Below are 19544 nucleotides of genomic sequence, written 5' to 3'. Positions count from 1 at the left end.
TCCCAACGATTTTTGTTGGAAGCATCGTAGCCCGGATGGCGCGAAGCGCAATCTCTCCACTTGGTCGTCCCGGCCAAGCGAAGCGCGAGCCGGGACCCATGACCACAGGAGTTGGTGGCGGAGAAAAGCGGTGGCTGCAGCCAAGCGTAACCACAAATCCCTGTGGTTATGGGTCCCCGCGTGCGCGGGGACGACGAAGAATACTACTCCGCCGCCGTGACCGGCGCCTTGGCGCCGGCGCCATATTTCTGGTCGATGTAATCGATCACCAGCGCCCTGAATTCCGTGGAAATGTTCGGCCCGCGCAGGGTGCGGAACTTTTTGCCGTCGACGAAAACAGGCGCGGCCGGGGCTTCGCCGGTGCCGGGCAGCGAGATGCCGATATTGGCGTGCTTGGATTCGCCGGGACCGTTGACGATGCAGCCCATGACCGCGACGTTCAGCGCCTCGACGCCGGGATATCTGGTCTTCCAGGCGGGCATTTCCTCGCGGATGAAATCCTGGATCGAGCGCGCCAGTTCCTGGAACGTGGTCGAGGTGGTGCGGCCGCAGCCGGGGCATGCCGCCACCAGCGGCACGAAGGTGCGGAAGCCCATGGTCTGCAGCAATTCCTGCGCGACCTGAACTTCCAGCGTGCGGTCGCCGCCGGGCTCCGGCGTCAGCGAAATCCGGATGGTGTCGCCGATGCCCTGCTGCAGCAGGATGCCGAGCGCGGCCGACGAGGCCACGATGCCCTTCGAGCCCATACCGGCTTCTGTAAGCCCGAGATGGATGGCGTAATCCGAACGGGAGGCGAGCGTCTGATAGACCGCGATCAGATCCTGCACGGCGGAAACCTTCGCCGACAGGATCATCCTGTTCTTGGGCATGCCGAGTTCCTGGGCGCGGGCCGCCGACAGCAATGCCGACTGCACCATCGCCTCGCGGGTCACCGCGCGGGCGTCACGCGGATTGGCTGACGCCGTGTTCTCGTCCATCAGCTTGGTCAGCAGTTCCTGATCGAGCGAGCCCCAATTGGCGCCGATGCGGACCGGCTTGCCGTTCTTGTTGGCGATCTCGATGATGTCGGCGAACTGGGTGTCGCGCTTGTTCTTGAAGCCGACATTGCCGGGATTGATGCGGTATTTGTCGAGCGCCTCGGCGCAGGCCGGATAGTCGGCGAGCAGCTTGTGGCCGATATAGTGGAAATCGCCGATCAAGGGCGTGGTGATGCCGAGCTTGCGCAGGCCGTCGCGAATGTGCGGCACCGCGGCGGCCGCCTCCTCGCGATCCACCGTGATGCGCACCATTTCCGAACCGGCGCGCGACAGCGCCGCGACCTGGGCGATCGTGCCCTCGATGTCTGCGGTGTCGGTGTTGGTCATCGACTGCACCACGATCGGCGCGCCGCCGCCGACGGCGACGTTGCCGACCATGACCTGGGTGGTTCGATGCCGGGCGCTCGGGCCGGCGACGTCGTCTTGCGGCGGTTTTTCGTGCTTGTTCATGGGGCCTCGAATATCAGGTTTTGGTGACATTCACCAAGGGGACGGCGAGGGCTCGGTGCGTCCCGTCACTCTGAGAGTTTTGTTTCTTCTATTCAAAGACTTAGCGAGGTCGTTGGCGTGCCCGGCCAATCAGGCTCGTCCCGGTGCGCCAGCTATATTGGGCAGGAATCGCCGGATTGAAAGGGGATGTCCTGATCTTCACCTGACTTTTCATTGTGGAGCGCGCACCCTAGCATCAGCCAAAATAATGGGAGGCGGGCATGCCGGAGCGAAACGGGCTGATCACAACGGCGGAACTCGCCGGCATCCTCGACCGGCCGAACCTTCGTCTGTTCGACTGCACCACTTATCTTGAACCCGCGCCTGCGGGCAGCGACGTGCCCTATCTCGCCGTGCCCGGACGGCAGACGTTCGAGGCCGGACATATTCCGGGCGCGGATTTCCTCGACCTGCAGGGCGAGTTTTCCGCGGACGATACCGAACTGCGCTTCATGATGCCCGAGGTCGCCAGGCTCGAGGCCGCGTTCGGCCGCCATGGCGTGTCTGCCGACAGCGAGGTGGTGCTGTACAGCATCGGCACCCCGATGTGGGCGACGCGGTTCTGGTGGATGCTCAAATCACTCGGCTTCGAGAACCTGTCGGTTCTCGACGGCGGCCTCGACAAATGGAAGGCGGAGGGCCGCGCACTCGAAACCGGAGCCGCGAAGGGATACAAGCCCGCGAGGTTTGTAGCGAAGCCAAAATCGGGATTCTTTGTCGACAAGCACGAAACGCTTGCCGCCACCGCCGACCGCAGCGCCGTTGTCGTCAACGCGCTCGGCCCGCAATTCCATAGGGGCCTGGAGCCGAGCCGGTATGGCCGGCCCGGCCGGGTTCCCGGCAGTTGCAACGTGTCGGCGGCCACCTTGCTCGATCCGCAAACCAAGGCGTTCATCCCGCTGGGCGAGGCGGAAGCAAAATTCAAGGCGCAGGGCATCACTAGGGACAAGCGCGTGGTCGCCTATTGCGGCGGCGGCATCTCGGCGACGATCGACCTGTTCCTGCTCTACCGGCTCGGCTACGACAAGCTCACCCTCTATGACGGCTCGATGGGCGAATGGGCCAAGGATACCGCGTTGCCGATCGAGACGGGATAGGCGCTCTCTTGATGTCATTGAGATCCAATGCCCGATGACAAGCTCCGCGAAGCGATCCATCCCTCCACCCGCGCCGTCATTCCGGGATGCTCCGAAGGAGCAGACCTCAGATGCGCAATTGCGCATTGGGGAATCTCGAGATTCCGGGTTCGATGCTTCGCATCGCCCCGGAATGACAACGGAAACATCACGCCGGCACGTTCGGATCCGGCGTGACCTTCGGGTCCGGCTTGTTGACCAGATAGAGTCCTGCGATCACCAGCAGCGCGGCGGCGCCGAAGGTGAGGGTCAGCGTATCGTTCACGATGAAGTAGGCGGCGACGACGCCGAACAGCGGCGTGATGAAGGTGAACGACGACAGCTTGCTCGGCGAATAGGTCTTCACCAGTGCGAACCACAGCACAAAGGTGCATCCAACCACCCAGAACGCCTGATAAGCCAATAGCGAGATCGACAGCGCGCCGGGCATTTGGGTGATGGTCTCACCAAACAGCAGGGAGGCGCCGGCAAGGATCGGGATCGAGACCGCGACCTGGTAGCCCAGCGCCTTCTCCGGCGCGGCGTTGCGCAGGCGCGTTCCCTTGGCAATCACCGTGGTCGCCCCCCACAGTGCGCCGCCGCCGACAACCAAGAGATCGCCGAGCAACACCGTGGCGTCGACATTCGGCTGCGGCACCCCGATCGCGAGCGCAACGCCGGCGAAGCTGAGGCCAAGCCCGCCCCACTGCAGCAGGCTCAGGCGCTCGCCCAGGAACTGATATGAGCCGAGCGCGACGAAGAACGGCGCGGTGTAGAGGAAGACCGCGGCGCGCGAAGCCGAGGTGTACACCAGTCCGCTGAAGATCAACACGAACTCCAACCCGAACAACGTGCCCGCCAGCAGTCCGGGGCCGAGCGAGCCGTCGCGCTCGAAGAATCTCACGCCGCGCAGCCAGCCGGCGATCAGCATCACCGGCAGCGCGCCGGCAGAGCGGATCAGCGCCTGCAGCATCGGGGGAACTTCGGGCAGCGCGAGCTTCACCGCGATCTGGTTGAACCCCCAGCTCAGGCACAGCATCAGCATCAAGGCGATGGCGCCGGGGGTCAGCGCGCGCCCGGCGGAAGCAGAGATTTTCTCAGGCATTGTTCCTCATGGGCGCGGCTGGAATGCGGCGTTGTTATTGTGGTCGTCCAGCTCTCACCCCGTCATTGCGAGGCATCGGAGTAAAGCGAGTCATTCCTGACAATGGGCGCAGGTGCCGGCGATCTCGACCACGGAAAGTTTCGGCACGAATCCGGACGCGCGCGCCGCCGCGTTGAGGCTCTTCGCCACGGGGGCGGCCGGTATCTCGCCGACCGAGCCGCAGTGGTCGCAGATCAGGAACGCCACCATCGAGGTTTCGTCATGGTCATGCGCGCAGGCCAGGAAGGCGTTGCGGCTCTCGATGCGGTGGACGAGGCCGTTCTCCATCAGGAAATCGAGCGCGCGGTAGACCGTGATCGGCGCCGGCCGCGGCATCGACTTCGCCAGTTCGTCGATCACCTCATAGGCGCCGAGCGGCCGGTGGCTCGACAGCAGCGCCTGCAGCACCTGACGCCGGATCGGGGTGAATTTCTGCGCCCGGCGCGCGCAAACCCGCTCGGCATGCGCGATCGCGTCCGCGGTACAGCGGCCGTGATCGTGATCGGGCGCGGGGAATGTCGGCCTGGAAAGGGTCATTGCCAGGCAATGTAGCATTGTGGCGGCTGAAGCCAAAGCGGCCCGGACCGGCGGCCCCAGCCATGCCCTGCAAGCGGGTCACGTCACCGCAAAACGCGCGAGGGGAAATTCATAAGCTAGCTTATAATATCGCTTGCTTATGGAGGCGTGGGGCATGCGCGGCACCGTGGACATGAACTTGCTGTTTACGCTCGGCGAAGTGCAACGCCTGGTGCGCGCCTATGCCGACAAGCAGGCGGCGCGTTACGGCATCACCCGCGCGCAATGGGCGGTGCTGGCCAAGATCGAGCGCACCGAGGGCCTGAAGCAGTCGGAACTTGCCGAACTGATGGAGATGCAGCCGATCACGCTGACGCGGCTGATCGACAAGCTCTGCGGCAATGGCTGGATCGAGCGCCGCGGCGACGAGTCCGACCGGCGTGTCAACCGCCTTTATCTGCGCAAAGCCGCGCGTCCGCTGCTGGGCAAGCTGGCGGGACTGCGCTCCGAGCTGACGGCCACTGCGCTTGGCGGCATCAACCCCGCTGATGCCCGCCGCCTGCTCGACCAGCTCGACCTGATCAAGGAAAACGTCCGCAACGCGATCCAGAATCCGGCCGGCGAGCCTCCGCGAAAGGAGCAGCGCTATGGCTGATCCCGTCCTCAGGTTCCCGCCCGATCAGAAGGGTAATCCGGCGTCGCCGACCTCGCGACCGAAGCTCGCCGCGGAGCCGCGCCGGCGGTTGATGGCCGGGATGCGCCGCTACCGTCGCTTCCTCCTGCTGGTCGTGCTGCCGCTGGTCGCGGCGGTCGCCGGATTGACGTTCTATCTCAATGGCGGCCGCTACGTGACCACCGATGACGCCTATGTCGGCGCGCAGAAGATCCTGATCACGCCCGACATCTCCGGCAAGATCGAGAGGGTGGTGGTGAAGGAGGGTCAGCAGGTCAGGGAAGGCGACGCGCTGTTCGAATTCGACCCGGTCCCGTTCCGCCTTGCCGTCGCGCACGCCAAGGCCAACCTCGCACAGGCCAGGGTCAGCTACGACAACCTCGTCGCCGACCTCAAGATCTACGCCCAGATGAGCGAGCTGTCGCAGCAGGGCATCGAACTGAAGCGGCGCGACGTCGAGCGCAAAAGCGCGCTGGTGAAGAGTAACGTCGGCTCCCAGCTCGATCTCGACAATGCCTCGGCCAATTTCGTCACCGCCAGCGCCCAGAACCAGCTGCTGCGGCAGAAGATCGCCACCGCCCAGGCGCAACTGCTCGGCAATCCCGAGCTGCCGGTCGGAGAGTTCCCGCCCTACGCTCAGGCCAAGGCGGCGCTCGACCAGGCCGAGCGCAACCTCGACCATACCGTGATGCGGGCGCCGATGCCGGGCATCGCCACCCAGGTCGAGCAGATTCAGCTCGGCCGCTTCGTCACCGCCGGCACCCCGGTTTTCAGCATCATCGACACCTCGAACCCCTGGGTCGACGCCAACCCGAAGGAGTCCGATTTTACCTATGTCGCCGTCGGGCAATCCGTCACGCTCGACGTCGACGCCTTTCCCAACCACCGGTTCAAGGGCACGGTCGGTTCGCTGTCGCCCGGCACCGGCGCGCAGTTTGCGATCCTGCCGCCGCAGAACGCGTCCGGCAATTTCGTCAAGGTGGTGCAGCGCGTGCCGGTGCGGATCTATTTCGACACCAACGACAAGTTCGTCCGCAAGCTGAAGGCCGGCATGAGCGTCTACGCCACCATCGACACCAATCACCGGCGGTCGCTGTCGGCGCTGTTCGGCCTCGCGCCGGCGGCCAACCCGGAACGCGAATAGGCCGCGATGGCAACGGCGGGCCCAGCATCGGCTTTCGTTCCCGGCCTGCGCCGGAACATGGTGACGATCTGCGCCATGACCGCGACCATCATGCAGGCGCTGGACACCACCATCGCCAACGTCGCCCTGCCCTACATGCAGGGCACGCTGTCGACGTCGCAGGACCAGATCAACTGGGTGCTGACGTCCTATATCGTCGCCGCCGCGATCATGACCGCGCCAGTCGGCTGGATCGCCAACCGCTTCGGCCGCAAGCGCATCTTCATCCTCTGTGCCGGCGGTTTCACCATCGCCTCGGTGCTGTGCGGGCTGGCGCAGGACATCGGCCAGATGGTGCTGTTCCGCCTGCTGCAGGGCATGTTCGGCGCGGCGCTGGTGCCGCTGTCGCAGGCGGTGATGCTGGACTCCTATGCGCTGCACGAGCGCGCCAAGGCGATGGCGATCTGGGGCATGGGCGTGATGATGGGACCGATCATGGGCCCCTCGCTGGGCGCCTGGCTGACCGAAACCTACTCCTGGCACTGGGTATTCTTCGTCAATCTGCCGTTCGGCATCTTCACCGTGCTCGGGCTTGTCATCTTCATGGACGAGACCCGCAAGGACATCAACCTGCGCTTCGACTGGTTCGGCTTCGCCGCGCTGGGAATCGCCATCGGCGCGCTGCAGCTTGCGCTCGACCGCGGCGAGCAGCTCGGCTGGCTGGACTCCTACGAGATCATCGCCGAGTTCATCATCGCCGGTGTCGGCTTCTACTATTTCCTGGCGCATTCGCTGACGGCCGACCGGCCCTTCATCCAGTTCGCGCTGTTCAAGGACAGGAATTTCGTCGGGGGCTGCGTGTTCATGGCGGTGATGGGCCTGGTGCTGTTCTCGACCATGGCGCTGGCCTCGCCGTTCCTGCAGAACGTGATCGGCTATCCGATCATCACCGCCGGGCTGCTGCTGGCCAGCCGCGGCTGCGGCACGTTCGTGGCGATGATGCTGGTCGGACGCCTGATGCGCCATGTCGAGGCGCGGACGCTGATCGTCTCCGGCCTCAGCATCACCTGCCTCTCGCTGTTCTACATGACCGGATGGACCGACCAGACCGGCGTGACCGAGATCGTGGTCATCAGCGTGGTCCAGGGCTTTGGCTTTGGCCTGGTGTTCGTGCCGCTTTCCACCGTTGCGTTCCTGACCCTGCCCCATCATCTGCGCACCGACGGCACCTCGATGCTGACCCTGATGCGCAACGTCGCGAGCTCGATCGGGATATCGCTCGTCATCTCGCAACTGACGCAAGGCACGCGCCACTCCTACGCGGTGCTCTCGCAGCACATCAATCCGTTCAACCACGCCATGCAGATGCCCGAGGTGCGCGGCATGATCGACATGGCGACCGACAAAGGCCGCGCCATGGCGGACGTGATGCTGAAGGCGCAGGCACAGATCATCGCGTTCTCGTACGACTATCAGATGGTGATGATCTTCACCGCCTGCGCGATCCCGCTCGCGATCATGATCGGTTCGACCAAGGCCGCGCTGCGGGCGCAGTCAGCCGCGCCGGAACGCGCCATCATCGAGTAGGCCCCGCGCAGGTCTCGTTACGGCTGCGTCGACGCGGTCCCGGAAGCAGGGCGAGGCCGTCAGGTGGCCAAACGCGCATCGAGCGCGAAGATGGAACGATAGATTTCCGGATTGGCGAGATTGCCGAGCCCGACGGGGGCGATCTCGGAAGCTCTCCGGATGGCGTTGGAAAGAGAAACCTCGTCGAGGGCCTCGATCAAAAGAATGCCCGCGAAGACGACATCGCGATTTCGCATTCCCTTTTCGACCGTCTGCACCGAAGTGCGCGCGAGGTCGGTCGCGCCAATCTGGACCGCGGCAATTCCATCGACGCCGGCAAGTCCATCGGCCAGGCGCTGCGGCTGTTCCGGCAGGCGCTCGAGGCGGACCGGAGCAACGACGGCGCCCTCGCCGCGTCCGGCGCGAGCCAAGATGGTGCCGCCGCCCCGAACGAAGTTGCCCAGTCTGGGCATGATCCGTTGCGACCACGGCGTAGGCGCATTTAGACGCGCGAGATAGGCGGGTGCGTCGAGCACCTCAGGCGCCTCGAGTTCGTATAGAATGAAGAACCGGTTGATATCTGCACGCACCGCCTGGAAAACCCGTGACGCCAGGAAGCCCCTGGTGGTCACGCGCTCCGTCGTGTGCTCGCGCGTCAGCCAGTGGCGATAATCGACGAGGTCCTGCTGCGCGACGTCACTCCAGATGGCCAGAAATCCCGCTCCGCGCATTGCCTGCCTCCCCTTGACCGGACGGGTTGTTTCCCGGCTTCACGTCAGCGTAGCGTGTTGCCATCACGGCGTCGAATGCGTTTCCGATCACGGCGACCGGCGGCTTCAGGCCTGTGAATAGTTCGAAGGCGTCGGCGGCCTGATAGACCGCGAGATCGCGACCGGTCATGACGCTGCAGCCTCTTGCCTTGGCCGCCGACAGCAACGGGGTCCACAGCGGCGTATAGACGGCGTCGGCCACCCAAAGCCCACGATGCAGCAGCGCCGCCGGCACGGCCATGTTCCGGTCCGGCAGCATTCCAACCGGCGTCGCATTGACCACGCCGACGGCGCCCCGCAGCGCGTCCTCGACATCATCGGCAACGCGCGTCGCCAGGCGGCCGCGCAATCGTGCCGCCAGTTGCCCGGCCTTGCCGCGGTCGGAATCGAACAGGCTGAGTTCGGCGACGCCGAGATTGGCGAGCGCGAAGGCGATGGCCTTGCCGACGCCGCCGGCGCCGATCAGCGCGACCGCGCCGCGATCGGAGGCGGCGACCAGGTCGCCAATTGCACGCTCGAAGCCCGTGGTGTCGGTGTTGTAGCCGATCAGCCGCCTGTGGCGCACGACGACGGTGTTGACCGCACCGATGGCTTGGGCGTCCGGCGACAGCGCGTCCAGCAACGGCAGTATCGCTTCCTTGTAAGGGAAAGTGACGTTCACGCCGGCGAAACCGTCGCGCCTGACCTCATCGAGCAGCGCGCGCAGGGTCGCCGCATCGGCGTTTGCGATCTCGATCAGTCGATAGTGGCAGCGAACGCCGAGCGCGTCGGCGGCCCGCTGATGCATGGCCGGCGCCGCCGACTGCGCGATCGGTGCGCCGATTAATCCGGCCAGAAAGAGTTTGCCGCCCGAGGATCGAGCTTCCGTCATCGTCCATGCCCCGCGCCAACCAGAGACCTGACGCCGGTCCGCCGCGCCGACCCCGGTCAGACCTCGAAGAAAACGGTCTCGTTGTCGCCCTGCAGGCGGATGTCGAAACGATAGACCGCGTTGCCGGCGCCCGGCTGCCGCGTCGCAATCAACGTGGCGCGGCGATCGGCCGGCACCAGCGCCAGCGCGGAATCGGCCGCGTTGGCGGCCTCGCCGTCGAAATAGATCCGCGAATAGAGATGCAGCAGCATGCCGCGCGCATAGATCGCAATCATGATGTGCGGCGCCTGCGGCTTGCCGTCGGAATCTGGGACCGGGCCCGGCTTGACGGTGTCGAAGAAATAGCCGCCATTCGCGTCGGTTCCGATACGGCCGAACCCCTTGAACGACGAGTTCGGCAACGCGCGCTTGTCCTGCGGGTCGGAGAAGCGCCCTTGCGCATCGGCCTGCCAGATCTCCAGCATGCAATCCGGCACCGGCGAACCGTCGCCGTCGAACACCGTGCCCACGACGCGAATGCGCTCGCCGGTCACGTCCGGCGTCAGCAGGTTGTTGCTGAAGGCGTCGTTCCAGTCGTACTTGCCGTTCGAGGTCAGGCCGTAGGCGAAATACGGACCCACGGTCTGCGAAGGGGTGATCCCGTCTGGCTTGGTCCGTTGCACTTAGCTGTTCTCCATCGGCGTGGCGTTGCGGCCGCGCAGCACAATGTTGAAGCGGTAGCACAGCGCCCAGTCCGGCCTGGTGTTCTCCAGATCGAACGACGAAATCATGCGGTTGCGCGCTTTCTCGTCGGTAACCGAGTTGAAGATCGGATCGAACGGAAACAGCGGATCGCCGGGGAAATACATCTGCGTCACCAGCCGCGAGACGAAGGCGTGTCCGAACACCGAGAAGTGGATATGCGCCGGGCGCCAGGCGTTGTGGTGATTGCCCCAGGGATAGGCGCCGGGCTTGATGGTGACGAAACGGTAATAGCCCTGCGCATCCGACTGCGCGCGGCCCGCGCCGGTAAAGTTCGGATCCAGCGGCGCAGGGTGCTGATCGACCACATGCACATAGCGCCCGCAGGAATTGGCCTGCCACAGTTCCACCAGCGCATTGGGCACGCCGCGGCCGTCCTCATCGAGGATGTGGCCATGCACGATGATCCGCTCGCCGATCGGCTCGCCCTTGTGCTGGAGCGTGAGGTCGTGGTCGTTCTCGCGCACCGCCTCGTGGCCATAGACCGGCCCGGTCAGTTCCGACAGCGTATGCCGCATCGGGATCAGCGGCTTCGATGGCGAACGCTTCAGCGTGCTCTTGTAGGCGGGCGACAGCCGCGGCGGATGCGCCGCCAGGCTTGAGACCGGGTAGATCAGGGTCATGGTCCAATCCTCATCCGAAACCGTCGTTCCGGGCGCCAAGCATCAGTTCAGCTTTTCGATCGCGACCGCAACGCCCTGGCCGACGCCGACGCACATGGTGGCGAGCGCGAGCTTGCCGCCGCGCTTCTCCATGCCGTGCACCGCCGTCAACGCCAGCCGCGCGCCGCTCATGCCGAGCGGATGGCCGAGCGCGATTGCGCCGCCATGCGGGTTGACGAAGTCGGCGTCGTCCGTGACGCCGAGTTGCCGCAGGCAGGCGATGCCCTGCGAGGCGAAGGCTTCGTTGAGTTCGATCAGATCGAAATCGCTGATCTTGATGCCGAGACGCGCCATCAGCTTGCGGGTCGCCGGCACCGGGCCGATGCCCATGATGCGCGGCGGCACCGCCGCCGACGCCAGCCCGAGGATGCGCGCCCGCGGCGTCAGCCCGTGCTTCTTTACCGCGGCTTCGGACGCCAGGATCATCGCCGCCGCGCCGTCGTTGACGCCGGACGCGTTGCCGGCCGTCACCGTGCCGGGGTTGCGCACGATCGGCTTCAGTTTCGACAAGCCTTCGAGCGTGGTTTCGGGGCGCGGATGTTCGTCCTTGTCGACATTGACCGGGCCGGCCTTGCCGCCCGGCACCGACACCGGCGTGATCTCCTCGGCGAAATAGCCCGAGGCGATGGCGGCGCCGGCGCGCTGCTGCGAGCGGATCGCGAACGCGTCCTGGTCGGCGCGCGACACCTGGTACTCCTCGGCGACGTTCTCGCCGGTCTCCGGCATCGCATCGACGCCATACTGCGCCTTCATCAACGGATTGATGAAGCGCCAGCCGATCGTCGTGTCGTAGATCTCGGCCGAGCGCGCGAACGCTTCCGGCGCCTTGCCCATCACGAACGGGGCGCGCGTCATCGACTCGACGCCGCCGGCAATCGCGAAATCGATCTCGCCCGACCTGATCGCCCGCCCCGCGGCGCCGACCGCATCAAGGCCGGACGCGCAGAGCCGGTTGAGCGTCTGGCCGGGAACCGTGTCCGGCATCCCCGCCAGCAACAGCGCCATGCGCGCGACGTTGCGGTTGTCTTCGCCGGCCTGGTTGGCGCAGCCGAAAAACACCTCGTCGACCTCAGACCAATCGAGTCCTGGATGCCTGGCCATCAGCGCCTTGATCGGGACGGCGGCGAGATCGTCGGCGCGCACCTTGGCAAGGGCGCCGCCAAAGCGGCCGATCGGGGTCCGGACAGCATCACAGATAAACACATCACGCATTGAATCTCTCCCTGGACGTCGTGCCTTGGCTTTGCACGCGCGCCCTCGTGTAATTGAGAGCGAGTTTTAGGAGCGCGCCCGCGGCAGGTCAATTGACACCCGTCGTCCTGGCCTTGAGCCGGGACCCATACTCCGTAGCAGCAGTTGTTTGGAAGGTATTTGTTACCGTTGTTCCGCCGTGAGGCCGCGGCGTATGGGTCCCGGCTCAAGGCCGGGACGACGGGGGAAAACGTGGATTCCGGCTGCAAACCGATAGGACCGCGCCGTCGAAATTTTGTAGCGTGCCGCCTGAAATGACGATCCAGCAATCCATCCCAGTTCCGGTGCCTCCCGAAGCCGCGCCCACCGCGGACGCCGCTACGCGCGTCACGCCGATGATGGAACAGTACCTTGAGATCAAGGCCGCCCATCCAGGCCTGCTGCTGTTCTACCGAATGGGCGATTTCTACGAGCTTTTTTTCGAGGACGCCGAAATCGCCGCCAGGACGCTCGGCATCGTGCTGACCAAGCGCGGCAAGCACCAGGGCATGGACATCCCGATGTGCGGCGTGCCGGTGGAGCGCTCCGAGGACTATCTGCACCGCTTGATCAACGCCGGGCATCGCGTCGCGGTGTGCGAGCAGACCGAGAATCCGGCCGCGGCGCGAGCCCGCGGCAACAAGAGCGTGGTGGCCCGCGGCGTGGTCCGGCTGGTGACGCCGGGCACGCTGACCGAAGACACGCTCCTGGATGCCCGAACCAACAACTACCTGCTGGCGATCGCGCGCGCCCGCGCCTCTTCCGGCGGCGACCGCATCGGACTTGCCTGGATCGACATTTCCACCGCCGAATTCATGGTGACGGAATGCGCCACCGCGGAACTGGCGGCGACCCTGGCGCGCATCAACCCCAACGAGGTCATCGTCACCGACGCGCTGTACGGCGATCATGACCTCGCGCCGCTGCTGCGCGAACTGCCGGCGGTGACGCCGCTGACCCGCGACGTCTTTGATGGCGCCACCGCGGAGCGCCGGCTGTGCGACTACTTCGCGGTCGCGACCATGGACGGCCTCGCCGCCATGTCGCGGCTGGAGGCGACGGCCGCGGCCGCCGCCGTCACCTATGTCGACCGCACCCAGGTCGGCAAGCGCCCGCCGCTGTCGCCGCCGTCGCACGAAGCCGCCGGCACCACTATGGCGATCGACCCGGCCACGCGTGCCAACCTCGAACTGACGCGCACGCTTTCGGGCGAGCGGCGCGGATCGCTGCTCGATGCGATCGACCGGACGGTGACTTCGGCGGGATCGCGGCTGCTGGCGCAACGTCTGGCGGCCCCCCTCACCGACAGCGCAGCAATCGCGCGGCGGCTGGATGCGGTTGCGGCGTTCGTCGCCGATAGCGCGGCATGCGAGGATGTCAGAGCCACGCTGCGCGCCGCGCCCGACATGTCGCGGGCGCTGGCGCGGCTTTCGGTCGGACGCGGCGGGCCGCGCGACCTTGCCGGGCTGCGCGACGGCATCCTCGCCGCGGACCAGGCGCTGGCGCGGCTGGCGCGGCTCGAAGCTCCGCCGCCTGAGATCGCTGCCGTGATGGAAGCGCTGCGGCGTCCGTCGCGCGACCTCGCGCGCGAGTTCGCCCGCGCGCTCGCCGAACAACTGCCGCTGGTCAAGCGCGACGGCGGCTTCGTCCGCCAAGACTATGAAACGGCCCTCGACGAGAGCCGGAATCTGCGCGACGCCTCCCGTCTCGTGGTCGCGGCGATGCAGGCGCGCTACGCCGAGGTGACCTCCATCAAGGCGCTCAAGATCCGCCACAACAACGTGCTAGGCTATTTCGTCGAAGTCACCGCGCAGCACGGCGACCGGCTGATGACGCCGCCCTTGAACGCCACCTTTATCCATCGCCAGACCCTGGCCGGCCAGGTTCGATTCACCACCGCCGAACTCGGCGAGATCGAGGCCAAGATCGCCAATGCCGGCGACCGCGCACTCGGACTGGAGCTGGAAATCTTCGAGCGGCTCTGCGTCATGGCGCTGGCAGCGAGCGACGATCTGCGCGCCGCGGCGCACGCCTTCGCGCTGCTGGACGTCGCGACCGCGCTGGCGAAGCTCGCGGTCGACGACAATTACGTGCGGCCCGAGGTCGATGCCTCGCTCGGCTTTGCCGTGGAAGGCGGCCGGCATCCGGTGGTCGAACAGGCGTTGAAGCGCGACGGCCAGCCCTTCATCGCCAACGCCTGCGATCTCTCCCCCGGCCCCGGCCAGAAGTCCGGCCAGATCTGGCTGATCACCGGCCCCAACATGGCGGGCAAATCGACCTTCCTGCGCCAGAACGCGCTGATCGCGCTGATGGCGCAGATCGGCGCCTATGTGCCCGCGTCGCGGGCGCGGATCGGCGTCGTCGATCGCCTGTTCAGCCGCGTCGGCGCGGCGGATGATCTTGCGCGCGGACGTTCCACCTTCATGGTCGAGATGGTGGAGACCGCGGTGATCCTCAACCAGGCCAGCGAGCGCTCGCTGGTGATCCTGGACGAGATCGGCCGGGGGACTGCGACCTTCGACGGCCTGTCGATCGCCTGGGCCGCGATCGAGCATCTGCACGAGACCAACCGCTGCCGGGCGCTGTTTGCCACGCATTATCACGAACTGACCGCGCTCTCGGCCAGGCTGCCGCGGATGTTCAACGCCACCGTGCGGGTCAAGGAGTGGCAGGGCGACGTCGTGTTCCTGCACGAGGTGCTGCCCGGCTCGGCCGACCGTTCCTACGGCATCCAGGTCGCGAAGCTCGCCGGGCTCCCGCCGGCGGTGATCGCGCGCGCCAAGTCGGTGCTGGCCAAGCTCGAGGCGCAGGACCGCGGCCAGACCGCGCGCGCGCTCGCCGACGATCTGCCGCTGTTCGCCGTCCCCTCCCGCGCCGCCGCGGAAGCCGCGCCGCCGGGCCCGGCCGAGATATTGATGGAAGCGGTGAAGGCGCTTCATCCCGACGAGATGTCGCCGCGCGAGGCGCTGGAGGCCTTGTATGCGCTGAAGGCGAAGCTGCCGAAGAGGTGAACTTGATGCCATCATTCCCGGGCGATGCGTCCGCATCGAACCCGGAATCTCGAGATTCCCCGATGCGCAATTGCGCATCTGAGGTCTGGTGCTAGCGCACCATCCCGGAATGACGGCATCACGGCGCAGCCCTCTTCCTTCGCCCGATCCACCACAGGCCGAGATTCCAGCCGACGCACGTCGCCAGCGCCAGGCTCAACCCGATTGCCGAGTCAAACCGAAGCGCCGCCACGTGCAGCACCGACAGGGCGATGCCGAGTCCGATCAACCCCCAGGCGCTGTTGGCGAGCACGGCCGCGGTTGGCGGGCCGCCGATGCGCGGGTGCAGGATCAGCATCATCGAGGTGAAAACCACTGGGAACAGCGCGATCATGCCGCTCACCTTGGGGCCGACCCAGCCCGACAGCGTGACCACGGTCGCCACCAATGTTGCCACCAGCGAGGCCCGCAGCGGAATGTCGTACCAGCGCCGCCGGATCGGCGGCATTTTGGCGTGGCGGTAGCGGGCGAGCAGCGGCACGCAGGCGGCAAAGACAATCGCGTTCGCGATCAAGCCGCCGGCCAATGACCACTGCATCGAGCGAATGCAGGCGGCGAGCATCAGCCATGCTGCCACCGCCACCACGCAACTGAGCAGCGCGCCGTGGCGCTGCGCCAGCACGACATAGACCAGCGCGAGCAGGATCGTGGCGGCGTTGATCGGAAGGCTGGCGAGCGCCGCCTCGGCGATGAAAGCCGCGTCATGGTCGAGCGCCAGGAAGACGTAGGACGGCCCCGCCGAAATCGGCAGCGTCGCCACCAGCGCGCCGATCACCGGACCCGATCGTTCGGTGACGATGGAGGCGGTCACCACGAACGCCGCCGTGATCGCCATGCGCAGGCCAAGCGTCAGCCCGAAGGCGAGTTCAGGGGACATTTATTTGTCGTTCCTGCGAACGCAGGAACCCACGTCGCTGCCTCTCGATTTCAAGCGGTGAGCTGAGATACCTTCCGCACCCATCGACGCCGGTGGCTATGGGCCCCTGCGTTCGCAGCGGCGACGTCGAGCCGCTGTTCCTCACACCCGCTTCATCGACACCGACACCGTCGGCCCGTTCCTGATGGTTTGATAGACCACGCAATAGCGCTCGGTGAGTTTCAGCAGCAGGTCGAGCTTGTCCTGCGGCGCGTCGGTTCCAACCTCGAAGCGCAGGCGGATCTCGGCGAAACCGACCGGAGCCTCCTTGTCGATCCCGAGCGTGCCGCGGAAGTCCAGATCACCCTCGGCGATGACGTTGCCGCTGCGGAGCGGTACTTCGATCGCGGTGGCGACCGACTTCAGCGTCACGCCGGCGCAGGCCACCAGCGCCTCCAGCAACATGTCGCCCGAACAGAGTTCGAGCCCGGAGCCGCCGGTCCCCTTGTGCAGGCCGGCCACCGCCAGCGCGCGGCCGGTCTCGACCTTGCAGGCGATGCCTTCACGATCGATCGAGCCCCTGGCCTTGAGGGTGATGACCGCGGCCGAGGGGTCCGACTTATAGCGTTCCTTGATCGGAGCTTGCATTGCGCGGAGTTCGGCGGCGTCCATCGTCTTCTCCCCACTTTGGTGATGCATCGGATATAGTCGGCGATCGAGCCGGTGTCACCACCGGCTTTCCGCCGGCCGCGCGTCCGTCTTTATGAACACCGGCCTTTTCAACAGGTTGGGGCTGGAATTCGGCCCGGCCGCGGCCTAGCCTCGATCCGGCTTGCAATCACCCGTGACAGGCCGCGCGCCGTCCGATATCGGGGAGACCATGGACAGCGTCGTGACCGAGGCCCGCTCCGGGGCGGATGAGCGTTTCGATACCGCGCGGATTACCGCCGCGGTCGATGCGCTCGCCGAAAAACACGCCGGCCGCGAGGACGTGTTTCGTTCGGCGCTGGCGCAATTGCTCAAGGGCGAGATGATCGCCGCGCGCGCCACCGCGCAGGCGGTGCTGCTGAGGGACCGCCACGGCCGCCGCTGCGCCGAGCGGCTGTGCTTCATGCAGGACGAGATCATCCGCATCCTTTATTCCGCCGCCACGCGGCATCTCTATCGCTCGCACATCCCCTCCGGCGCCGAACGCATGGCCGTGGTCGCGACCGGCGGCTACGGCCGCGGCCTGATGGCGCCGGAATCCGACATCGACCTGTTGTTCATCCTGCCCTACAAGCAGACCGCCTGGGGCGAACAGGTCGCGGAAGCCATCCTCTACTGCCTTTGGGACATGGGGCTGAAGGTCGGCCACGCCACGCGCTCGGTCGACGAATCGATCCGGCAGGCGCGCGGCGACATGACGATCCGCACCGCGATCCTCGAGACGCGCTTCCTGACCGGCGACCAACCGCTTTATGACGAACTGCTCGCGCGGTTCGACAGGGACGTGGTGCAGGGAACTGCTTCCGATTTCGTCACCGCCAAGCTCGCCGAACGCGAGGATCGTCATCGCCGCGCCGGGCAATCACGCTACCTGGTCGAGCCCAACGTCAAGGATGGCAAGGGCGGCTTGCGCGACCTGCACACGCTGTTCTGGATCGCAAAATATGTCTACCGCGTGCGCGAGACCGACGAACTGGTCGGGCGCGGCGTGTTCGACGCCCAGGAATACCGCACCTTTCGCCGCTGCGCCGACTTCCTCTGGTCGGTCCGCTGCAACCTGCATTTCGTTTCCGGCCGCGCCGAGGAGCGACTGTCGTTCGACCTGCAGCGCGAGATCGCGGTCCGGCTTGGCTACACCTCGCATCCCGGCATGCAGGACGTCGAACGCTTCATGAAGCATTACTTCCTGATCGCCAAGGCCGTCGGCGACCTCACCGCGATCCTGTGCGCGAAGCTGGAGGAGGAACAGGCCAAGCCTGCGCCAGTGTTGAGCCGCGTGGTGGCGCGGCTGCGGCCGGCCGCCCAGCGGCGGCGCGTGCCCGACAGCGACGACTTCATCATCGACAACAACCGCATCAACCTCGCCGCTCCCGACGTCTTCAAGCATGACCCGGTCAACCTGATCAGGATTTTCCGGCTGGCGCAGAAGAACAGCCTCGCCTTCCATCCCGACGCGATGCGGACGGTGACGCGTTCGCTGAGGCTGATCGATACCCAGCTTCGGGAAAACCCCGAAGCCAACCGGCTGTTCCTGGAAATCCTGACCTCCGACAACGCCGAGAACGTGTTGCGGCGCATGAACGAAACCGGCGTGCTCGGCCACTTCATTCGCGCCTTCGGCAAGATCGTGTCGATGATGCAGTTCAACATGTACCACCACTATACGGTGGACGAGCACCTGATCCGCTGCATCGGCCACCTGCAGGAGATCGAACGCGGCGGCAACGACGAATTCGCGGTCGCCAGCGACCTGTTCCGCAAGATCCGCCCCGATCATCGCGCGGTAATCTACATCAGCACGCTGCTGCACGACATCGCCAAGGGTCGTCCCGAGGATCACTCGATCGCGGGCGCCAGGGTTGCGCGGCGGCTGTGCCCGCGGCTCGGCTTCAGCGTCGCCGACACCGAAACGGTGGCGTGGCTGATCGAGCAGCATTTGACGATGTCCACCGTGGCGCAATCGCGCGATCTTTCCGATCGCAAGACGATCGAGAATTTCGCCACCGTCGTGCAGTCCGTCGAGCAGATGAAGCTCCTGACCATCCTGACCACCGCCGATATCCGTGGCGTCGGTCCCGGGGTGTGGAACGGCTGGAAGGCGCAATTGCTGCGCACGCTGTATTACGAAACCGAGCCGGTGCTGACCGGCGGCTTCTCCGAAGTGAACCGGGCGCAGCGGATCGCCGTGGCGCAGGCCGAGTTCCGCGCCGCCTTTACCGAATGGCCGGAGCGGGAGCTCAACGCCTATATCGGGCGGCATTATCCTGCCTACTGGCTCAAGGTCGATCTTGCGCACAAGATCCGCCATGCGCGGTTTCTCCGGGCCAGCGAACAGGCCGGACACCAGCTTTCGATCAATGTCGGCTTCGACGAGGCGCGCGCCGTCACCGAACTGACGATACTTGCGATCGACCACCCCTGGCTGCTGTCGATCATCGCGGGCGCCTGCGCTTCCGCCGGCGCCAACATCGTCGACGCGCAAATCTACACCACCACCGACGGCCGCGCGCTCGACACCATCGCGATCTCCAGGGAGTACGACCGCGACGAGGACGAGGGACGCCGCGCCACCCGCATCGGCGAAATGATCGAGCAGGTGCTCGGAGGCAAATTGCGCCTGCCCGAGGCGGTGGCGCGCAAGGCCGCCAACCGCGGCAAGATGCGCGCCTTCGTGGTCGAGCCGGAAGTCACCATCAACAACCAGTGGTCGGACCGCTACACCGTGATCGAGGTGTCCGGCCTCGACCGCCCCGGCCTGCTGTACCAGCTCACCACCGCGATCTCGAAGCTGAACCTCAACATTGCCTCCGCCCATGTCGCAACCTTTGGCGAGCGCGCCCGCGACGTGTTCTACGTCACCGACCTGCTGGGCGCGCAGATCACGGCGCCGACGCGGCAGGCTGCGATCAAGAGCGCGCTGCTGCATCTGCTGGCCAGCGAGGACGACGTCGCGCAGCCGGCGGCTTAAGCCGCTTTCAGTCTCCACGCAGGTT

Annotated in this window: 16 protein-coding genes; 6 read left to right on the top strand and 10 right to left on the bottom strand. The window is 66.0% G+C overall.

Annotated features, from left to right (window positions below; genetic code table 11):
- Positions 1–203 precede the first annotated feature (203 nt).
- Entirely contained in the window at positions 204–1487 is a 1284-nt protein-coding gene (ispG, locus tag Q0D31_RS07870; RefSeq protein WP_291847962.1) for a flavodoxin-dependent (E)-4-hydroxy-3-methylbut-2-enyl-diphosphate synthase, read from the bottom strand.
- A gap of 260 nt (positions 1488–1747) precedes the next feature.
- Here ispG and Q0D31_RS07865 point away from each other — a divergent pair, with 260 nt between their 5' ends.
- A complete protein-coding gene (locus Q0D31_RS07865) occupies positions 1748–2623 on the top strand; it encodes a sulfurtransferase (protein ID WP_291847958.1) in 876 nt (291 codons plus the stop codon).
- 187 nt (positions 2624–2810) lie between these two features.
- On the opposite strand, the gene Q0D31_RS07860 is transcribed toward Q0D31_RS07865, so the two are convergent.
- Both Q0D31_RS07860 and Q0D31_RS07855 read right to left on the bottom strand, forming a co-directional pair.
- The gene (locus tag Q0D31_RS07860) at positions 2811–3746 is read right to left on the bottom strand and encodes a DMT family transporter (RefSeq protein WP_291847955.1); all 936 of its coding nucleotides are present in this window, start codon (positions 3744–3746) and stop codon (positions 2811–2813) included.
- A 90-nt stretch (positions 3747–3836) separates the two neighbouring features.
- Positions 3837–4322, bottom strand: a complete 486-nt coding sequence (locus tag Q0D31_RS07855; protein ID WP_291847952.1) for a transcriptional repressor — start codon at positions 4320–4322, stop codon at positions 3837–3839.
- Between the two features lie 154 nt (positions 4323–4476).
- On the opposite strand from Q0D31_RS07855, the gene Q0D31_RS07850 reads away from it, so the two are divergent.
- Genes Q0D31_RS07850 through Q0D31_RS07840 form a run of 3 tightly spaced genes read left to right on the top strand, consistent with a single transcriptional unit; the run spans position 4477 to position 7684 of the window.
- A complete protein-coding gene (locus Q0D31_RS07850) occupies positions 4477–4956 on the top strand; it encodes a MarR family transcriptional regulator (protein WP_291847949.1) in 480 nt (159 codons plus the stop codon).
- Positions 4949–6118 (top strand): HlyD family secretion protein, encoded by a 1170-nt coding sequence (locus Q0D31_RS07845; protein WP_291847944.1) that lies wholly within the window; start codon positions 4949–4951, stop codon positions 6116–6118. The genes Q0D31_RS07850 and Q0D31_RS07845 overlap by 8 nt, the downstream gene beginning before the upstream one ends.
- Before the next feature lie 6 nt (positions 6119–6124).
- Complete coding sequence (locus tag Q0D31_RS07840) at positions 6125–7684, top strand: MDR family MFS transporter (protein WP_291847940.1); 1560 nt, start codon at positions 6125–6127, stop codon at positions 7682–7684.
- Between the two features lie 59 nt (positions 7685–7743).
- Here Q0D31_RS07840 and Q0D31_RS07835 read toward each other — a convergent pair whose 3' ends face one another.
- From Q0D31_RS07835 to pcaF, 5 genes are read right to left on the bottom strand one after another with little or no spacing between them, the layout of a single operon-like run.
- Positions 7744–8394 carry a hypothetical protein gene (locus tag Q0D31_RS07835; protein WP_291847936.1) on the bottom strand — a complete coding sequence of 217 codons (651 nt, stop codon included), beginning with the start codon at positions 8392–8394 and terminating at the stop codon, positions 7744–7746.
- A complete protein-coding gene (locus tag Q0D31_RS07830; protein WP_291847933.1) occupies positions 8360–9304 on the bottom strand; it encodes a shikimate dehydrogenase in 945 nt (314 codons plus the stop codon). The genes Q0D31_RS07835 and Q0D31_RS07830 overlap by 35 nt, the downstream gene beginning before the upstream one ends.
- 56 nt (positions 9305–9360) lie before the next feature.
- Positions 9361–9966 (bottom strand): protocatechuate 3,4-dioxygenase subunit alpha, encoded by a 606-nt coding sequence (pcaG, locus tag Q0D31_RS07825; protein WP_291847930.1) that lies wholly within the window; start codon positions 9964–9966, stop codon positions 9361–9363.
- Positions 9967–10668, bottom strand: coding sequence for a protocatechuate 3,4-dioxygenase subunit beta (pcaH, locus tag Q0D31_RS07820; protein WP_291847927.1), 702 nt, complete (start codon positions 10666–10668; stop codon positions 9967–9969).
- 42 nt (positions 10669–10710) lie between these two features.
- Positions 10711–11919: a 3-oxoadipyl-CoA thiolase gene (gene pcaF, locus Q0D31_RS07815; RefSeq protein WP_291847924.1), complete on the bottom strand. Its 1209-nt coding sequence runs from the start codon at positions 11917–11919 to the stop codon at positions 10711–10713.
- A gap of 293 nt (positions 11920–12212) precedes the next feature.
- Here pcaF and mutS point away from each other — a divergent pair, with 293 nt between their 5' ends.
- Positions 12213–14948: a DNA mismatch repair protein MutS gene (gene mutS / locus Q0D31_RS07810; protein WP_291848169.1), complete on the top strand. Its 2736-nt coding sequence runs from the start codon at positions 12213–12215 to the stop codon at positions 14946–14948.
- Positions 14949–15066: 118 nt separating this feature from the next.
- On the opposite strand, the gene Q0D31_RS07805 is transcribed toward mutS, so the two are convergent.
- Both Q0D31_RS07805 and Q0D31_RS07800 read right to left on the bottom strand, forming a co-directional pair.
- The gene (locus Q0D31_RS07805) at positions 15067–15864 is read right to left on the bottom strand and encodes a hypothetical protein (protein WP_291847921.1); all 798 of its coding nucleotides are present in this window, start codon (positions 15862–15864) and stop codon (positions 15067–15069) included.
- A 141-nt stretch (positions 15865–16005) separates the two neighbouring features.
- Positions 16006–16515: an OsmC family protein gene (locus Q0D31_RS07800; protein ID WP_291847918.1), complete on the bottom strand. Its 510-nt coding sequence runs from the start codon at positions 16513–16515 to the stop codon at positions 16006–16008.
- A 208-nt stretch (positions 16516–16723) separates the two neighbouring features.
- Between Q0D31_RS07800 and Q0D31_RS07795 the strand changes: the two genes are divergently transcribed.
- Complete coding sequence (locus Q0D31_RS07795) at positions 16724–19519, top strand: [protein-PII] uridylyltransferase (RefSeq protein WP_291848166.1); 2796 nt, start codon at positions 16724–16726, stop codon at positions 19517–19519.
- Positions 19520–19544: the final 25 nt, after the last annotated feature.

The sequence above is a fragment of the Bradyrhizobium sp. genome (assembly GCF_022844465.1).
In the GTDB taxonomy this organism is placed as follows: Bacteria; Pseudomonadota; Alphaproteobacteria; order Rhizobiales; family Xanthobacteraceae; genus Bradyrhizobium.
This window is presented reverse-complemented; position numbering and strand designations above follow the sequence as displayed.

Bases quoted from the DNA above. Each gene is read 5' to 3' on its own strand.
- Q0D31_RS07805 (WP_291847921.1), bottom strand. From the start codon at position 15,864: ATGTCCCCTGAACTCGCCTTCGGGCTGACGCTTGGCCTGCGCATGGCG.
- Q0D31_RS07840 (WP_291847940.1), top strand. From the start codon at position 6,125: ATGGCAACGGCGGGCCCAGCATCGGCTTTCGTTCCCGGCCTGCGCCGG.
- ispG (WP_291847962.1), bottom strand. From the start codon at position 1,487: ATGAACAAGCACGAAAAACCGCCGCAAGACGACGTCGCCGGCCCGAGC.
- Q0D31_RS07830 (WP_291847933.1), bottom strand. From the start codon at position 9,304: ATGACGGAAGCTCGATCCTCGGGCGGCAAACTCTTTCTGGCCGGATTA.
- mutS (WP_291848169.1), top strand. From the start codon at position 12,213: ATGACGATCCAGCAATCCATCCCAGTTCCGGTGCCTCCCGAAGCCGCG.
- Q0D31_RS07860 (WP_291847955.1), bottom strand. From the start codon at position 3,746: ATGCCTGAGAAAATCTCTGCTTCCGCCGGGCGCGCGCTGACCCCCGGC.
- pcaF (WP_291847924.1), bottom strand. From the start codon at position 11,919: ATGCGTGATGTGTTTATCTGTGATGCTGTCCGGACCCCGATCGGCCGC.
- Q0D31_RS07865 (WP_291847958.1), top strand. From the start codon at position 1,748: ATGCCGGAGCGAAACGGGCTGATCACAACGGCGGAACTCGCCGGCATC.
- Q0D31_RS07800 (WP_291847918.1), bottom strand. From the start codon at position 16,515: ATGGACGCCGCCGAACTCCGCGCAATGCAAGCTCCGATCAAGGAACGC.
- Q0D31_RS07835 (WP_291847936.1), bottom strand. From the start codon at position 8,394: ATGCGCGGAGCGGGATTTCTGGCCATCTGGAGTGACGTCGCGCAGCAG.
- Q0D31_RS07845 (WP_291847944.1), top strand. From the start codon at position 4,949: ATGGCTGATCCCGTCCTCAGGTTCCCGCCCGATCAGAAGGGTAATCCG.
- Q0D31_RS07855 (WP_291847952.1), bottom strand. From the start codon at position 4,322: ATGACCCTTTCCAGGCCGACATTCCCCGCGCCCGATCACGATCACGGC.
- Q0D31_RS07795 (WP_291848166.1), top strand. From the start codon at position 16,724: ATGGACAGCGTCGTGACCGAGGCCCGCTCCGGGGCGGATGAGCGTTTC.
- Q0D31_RS07850 (WP_291847949.1), top strand. From the start codon at position 4,477: ATGCGCGGCACCGTGGACATGAACTTGCTGTTTACGCTCGGCGAAGTG.
- pcaH (WP_291847927.1), bottom strand. From the start codon at position 10,668: ATGACCCTGATCTACCCGGTCTCAAGCCTGGCGGCGCATCCGCCGCGG.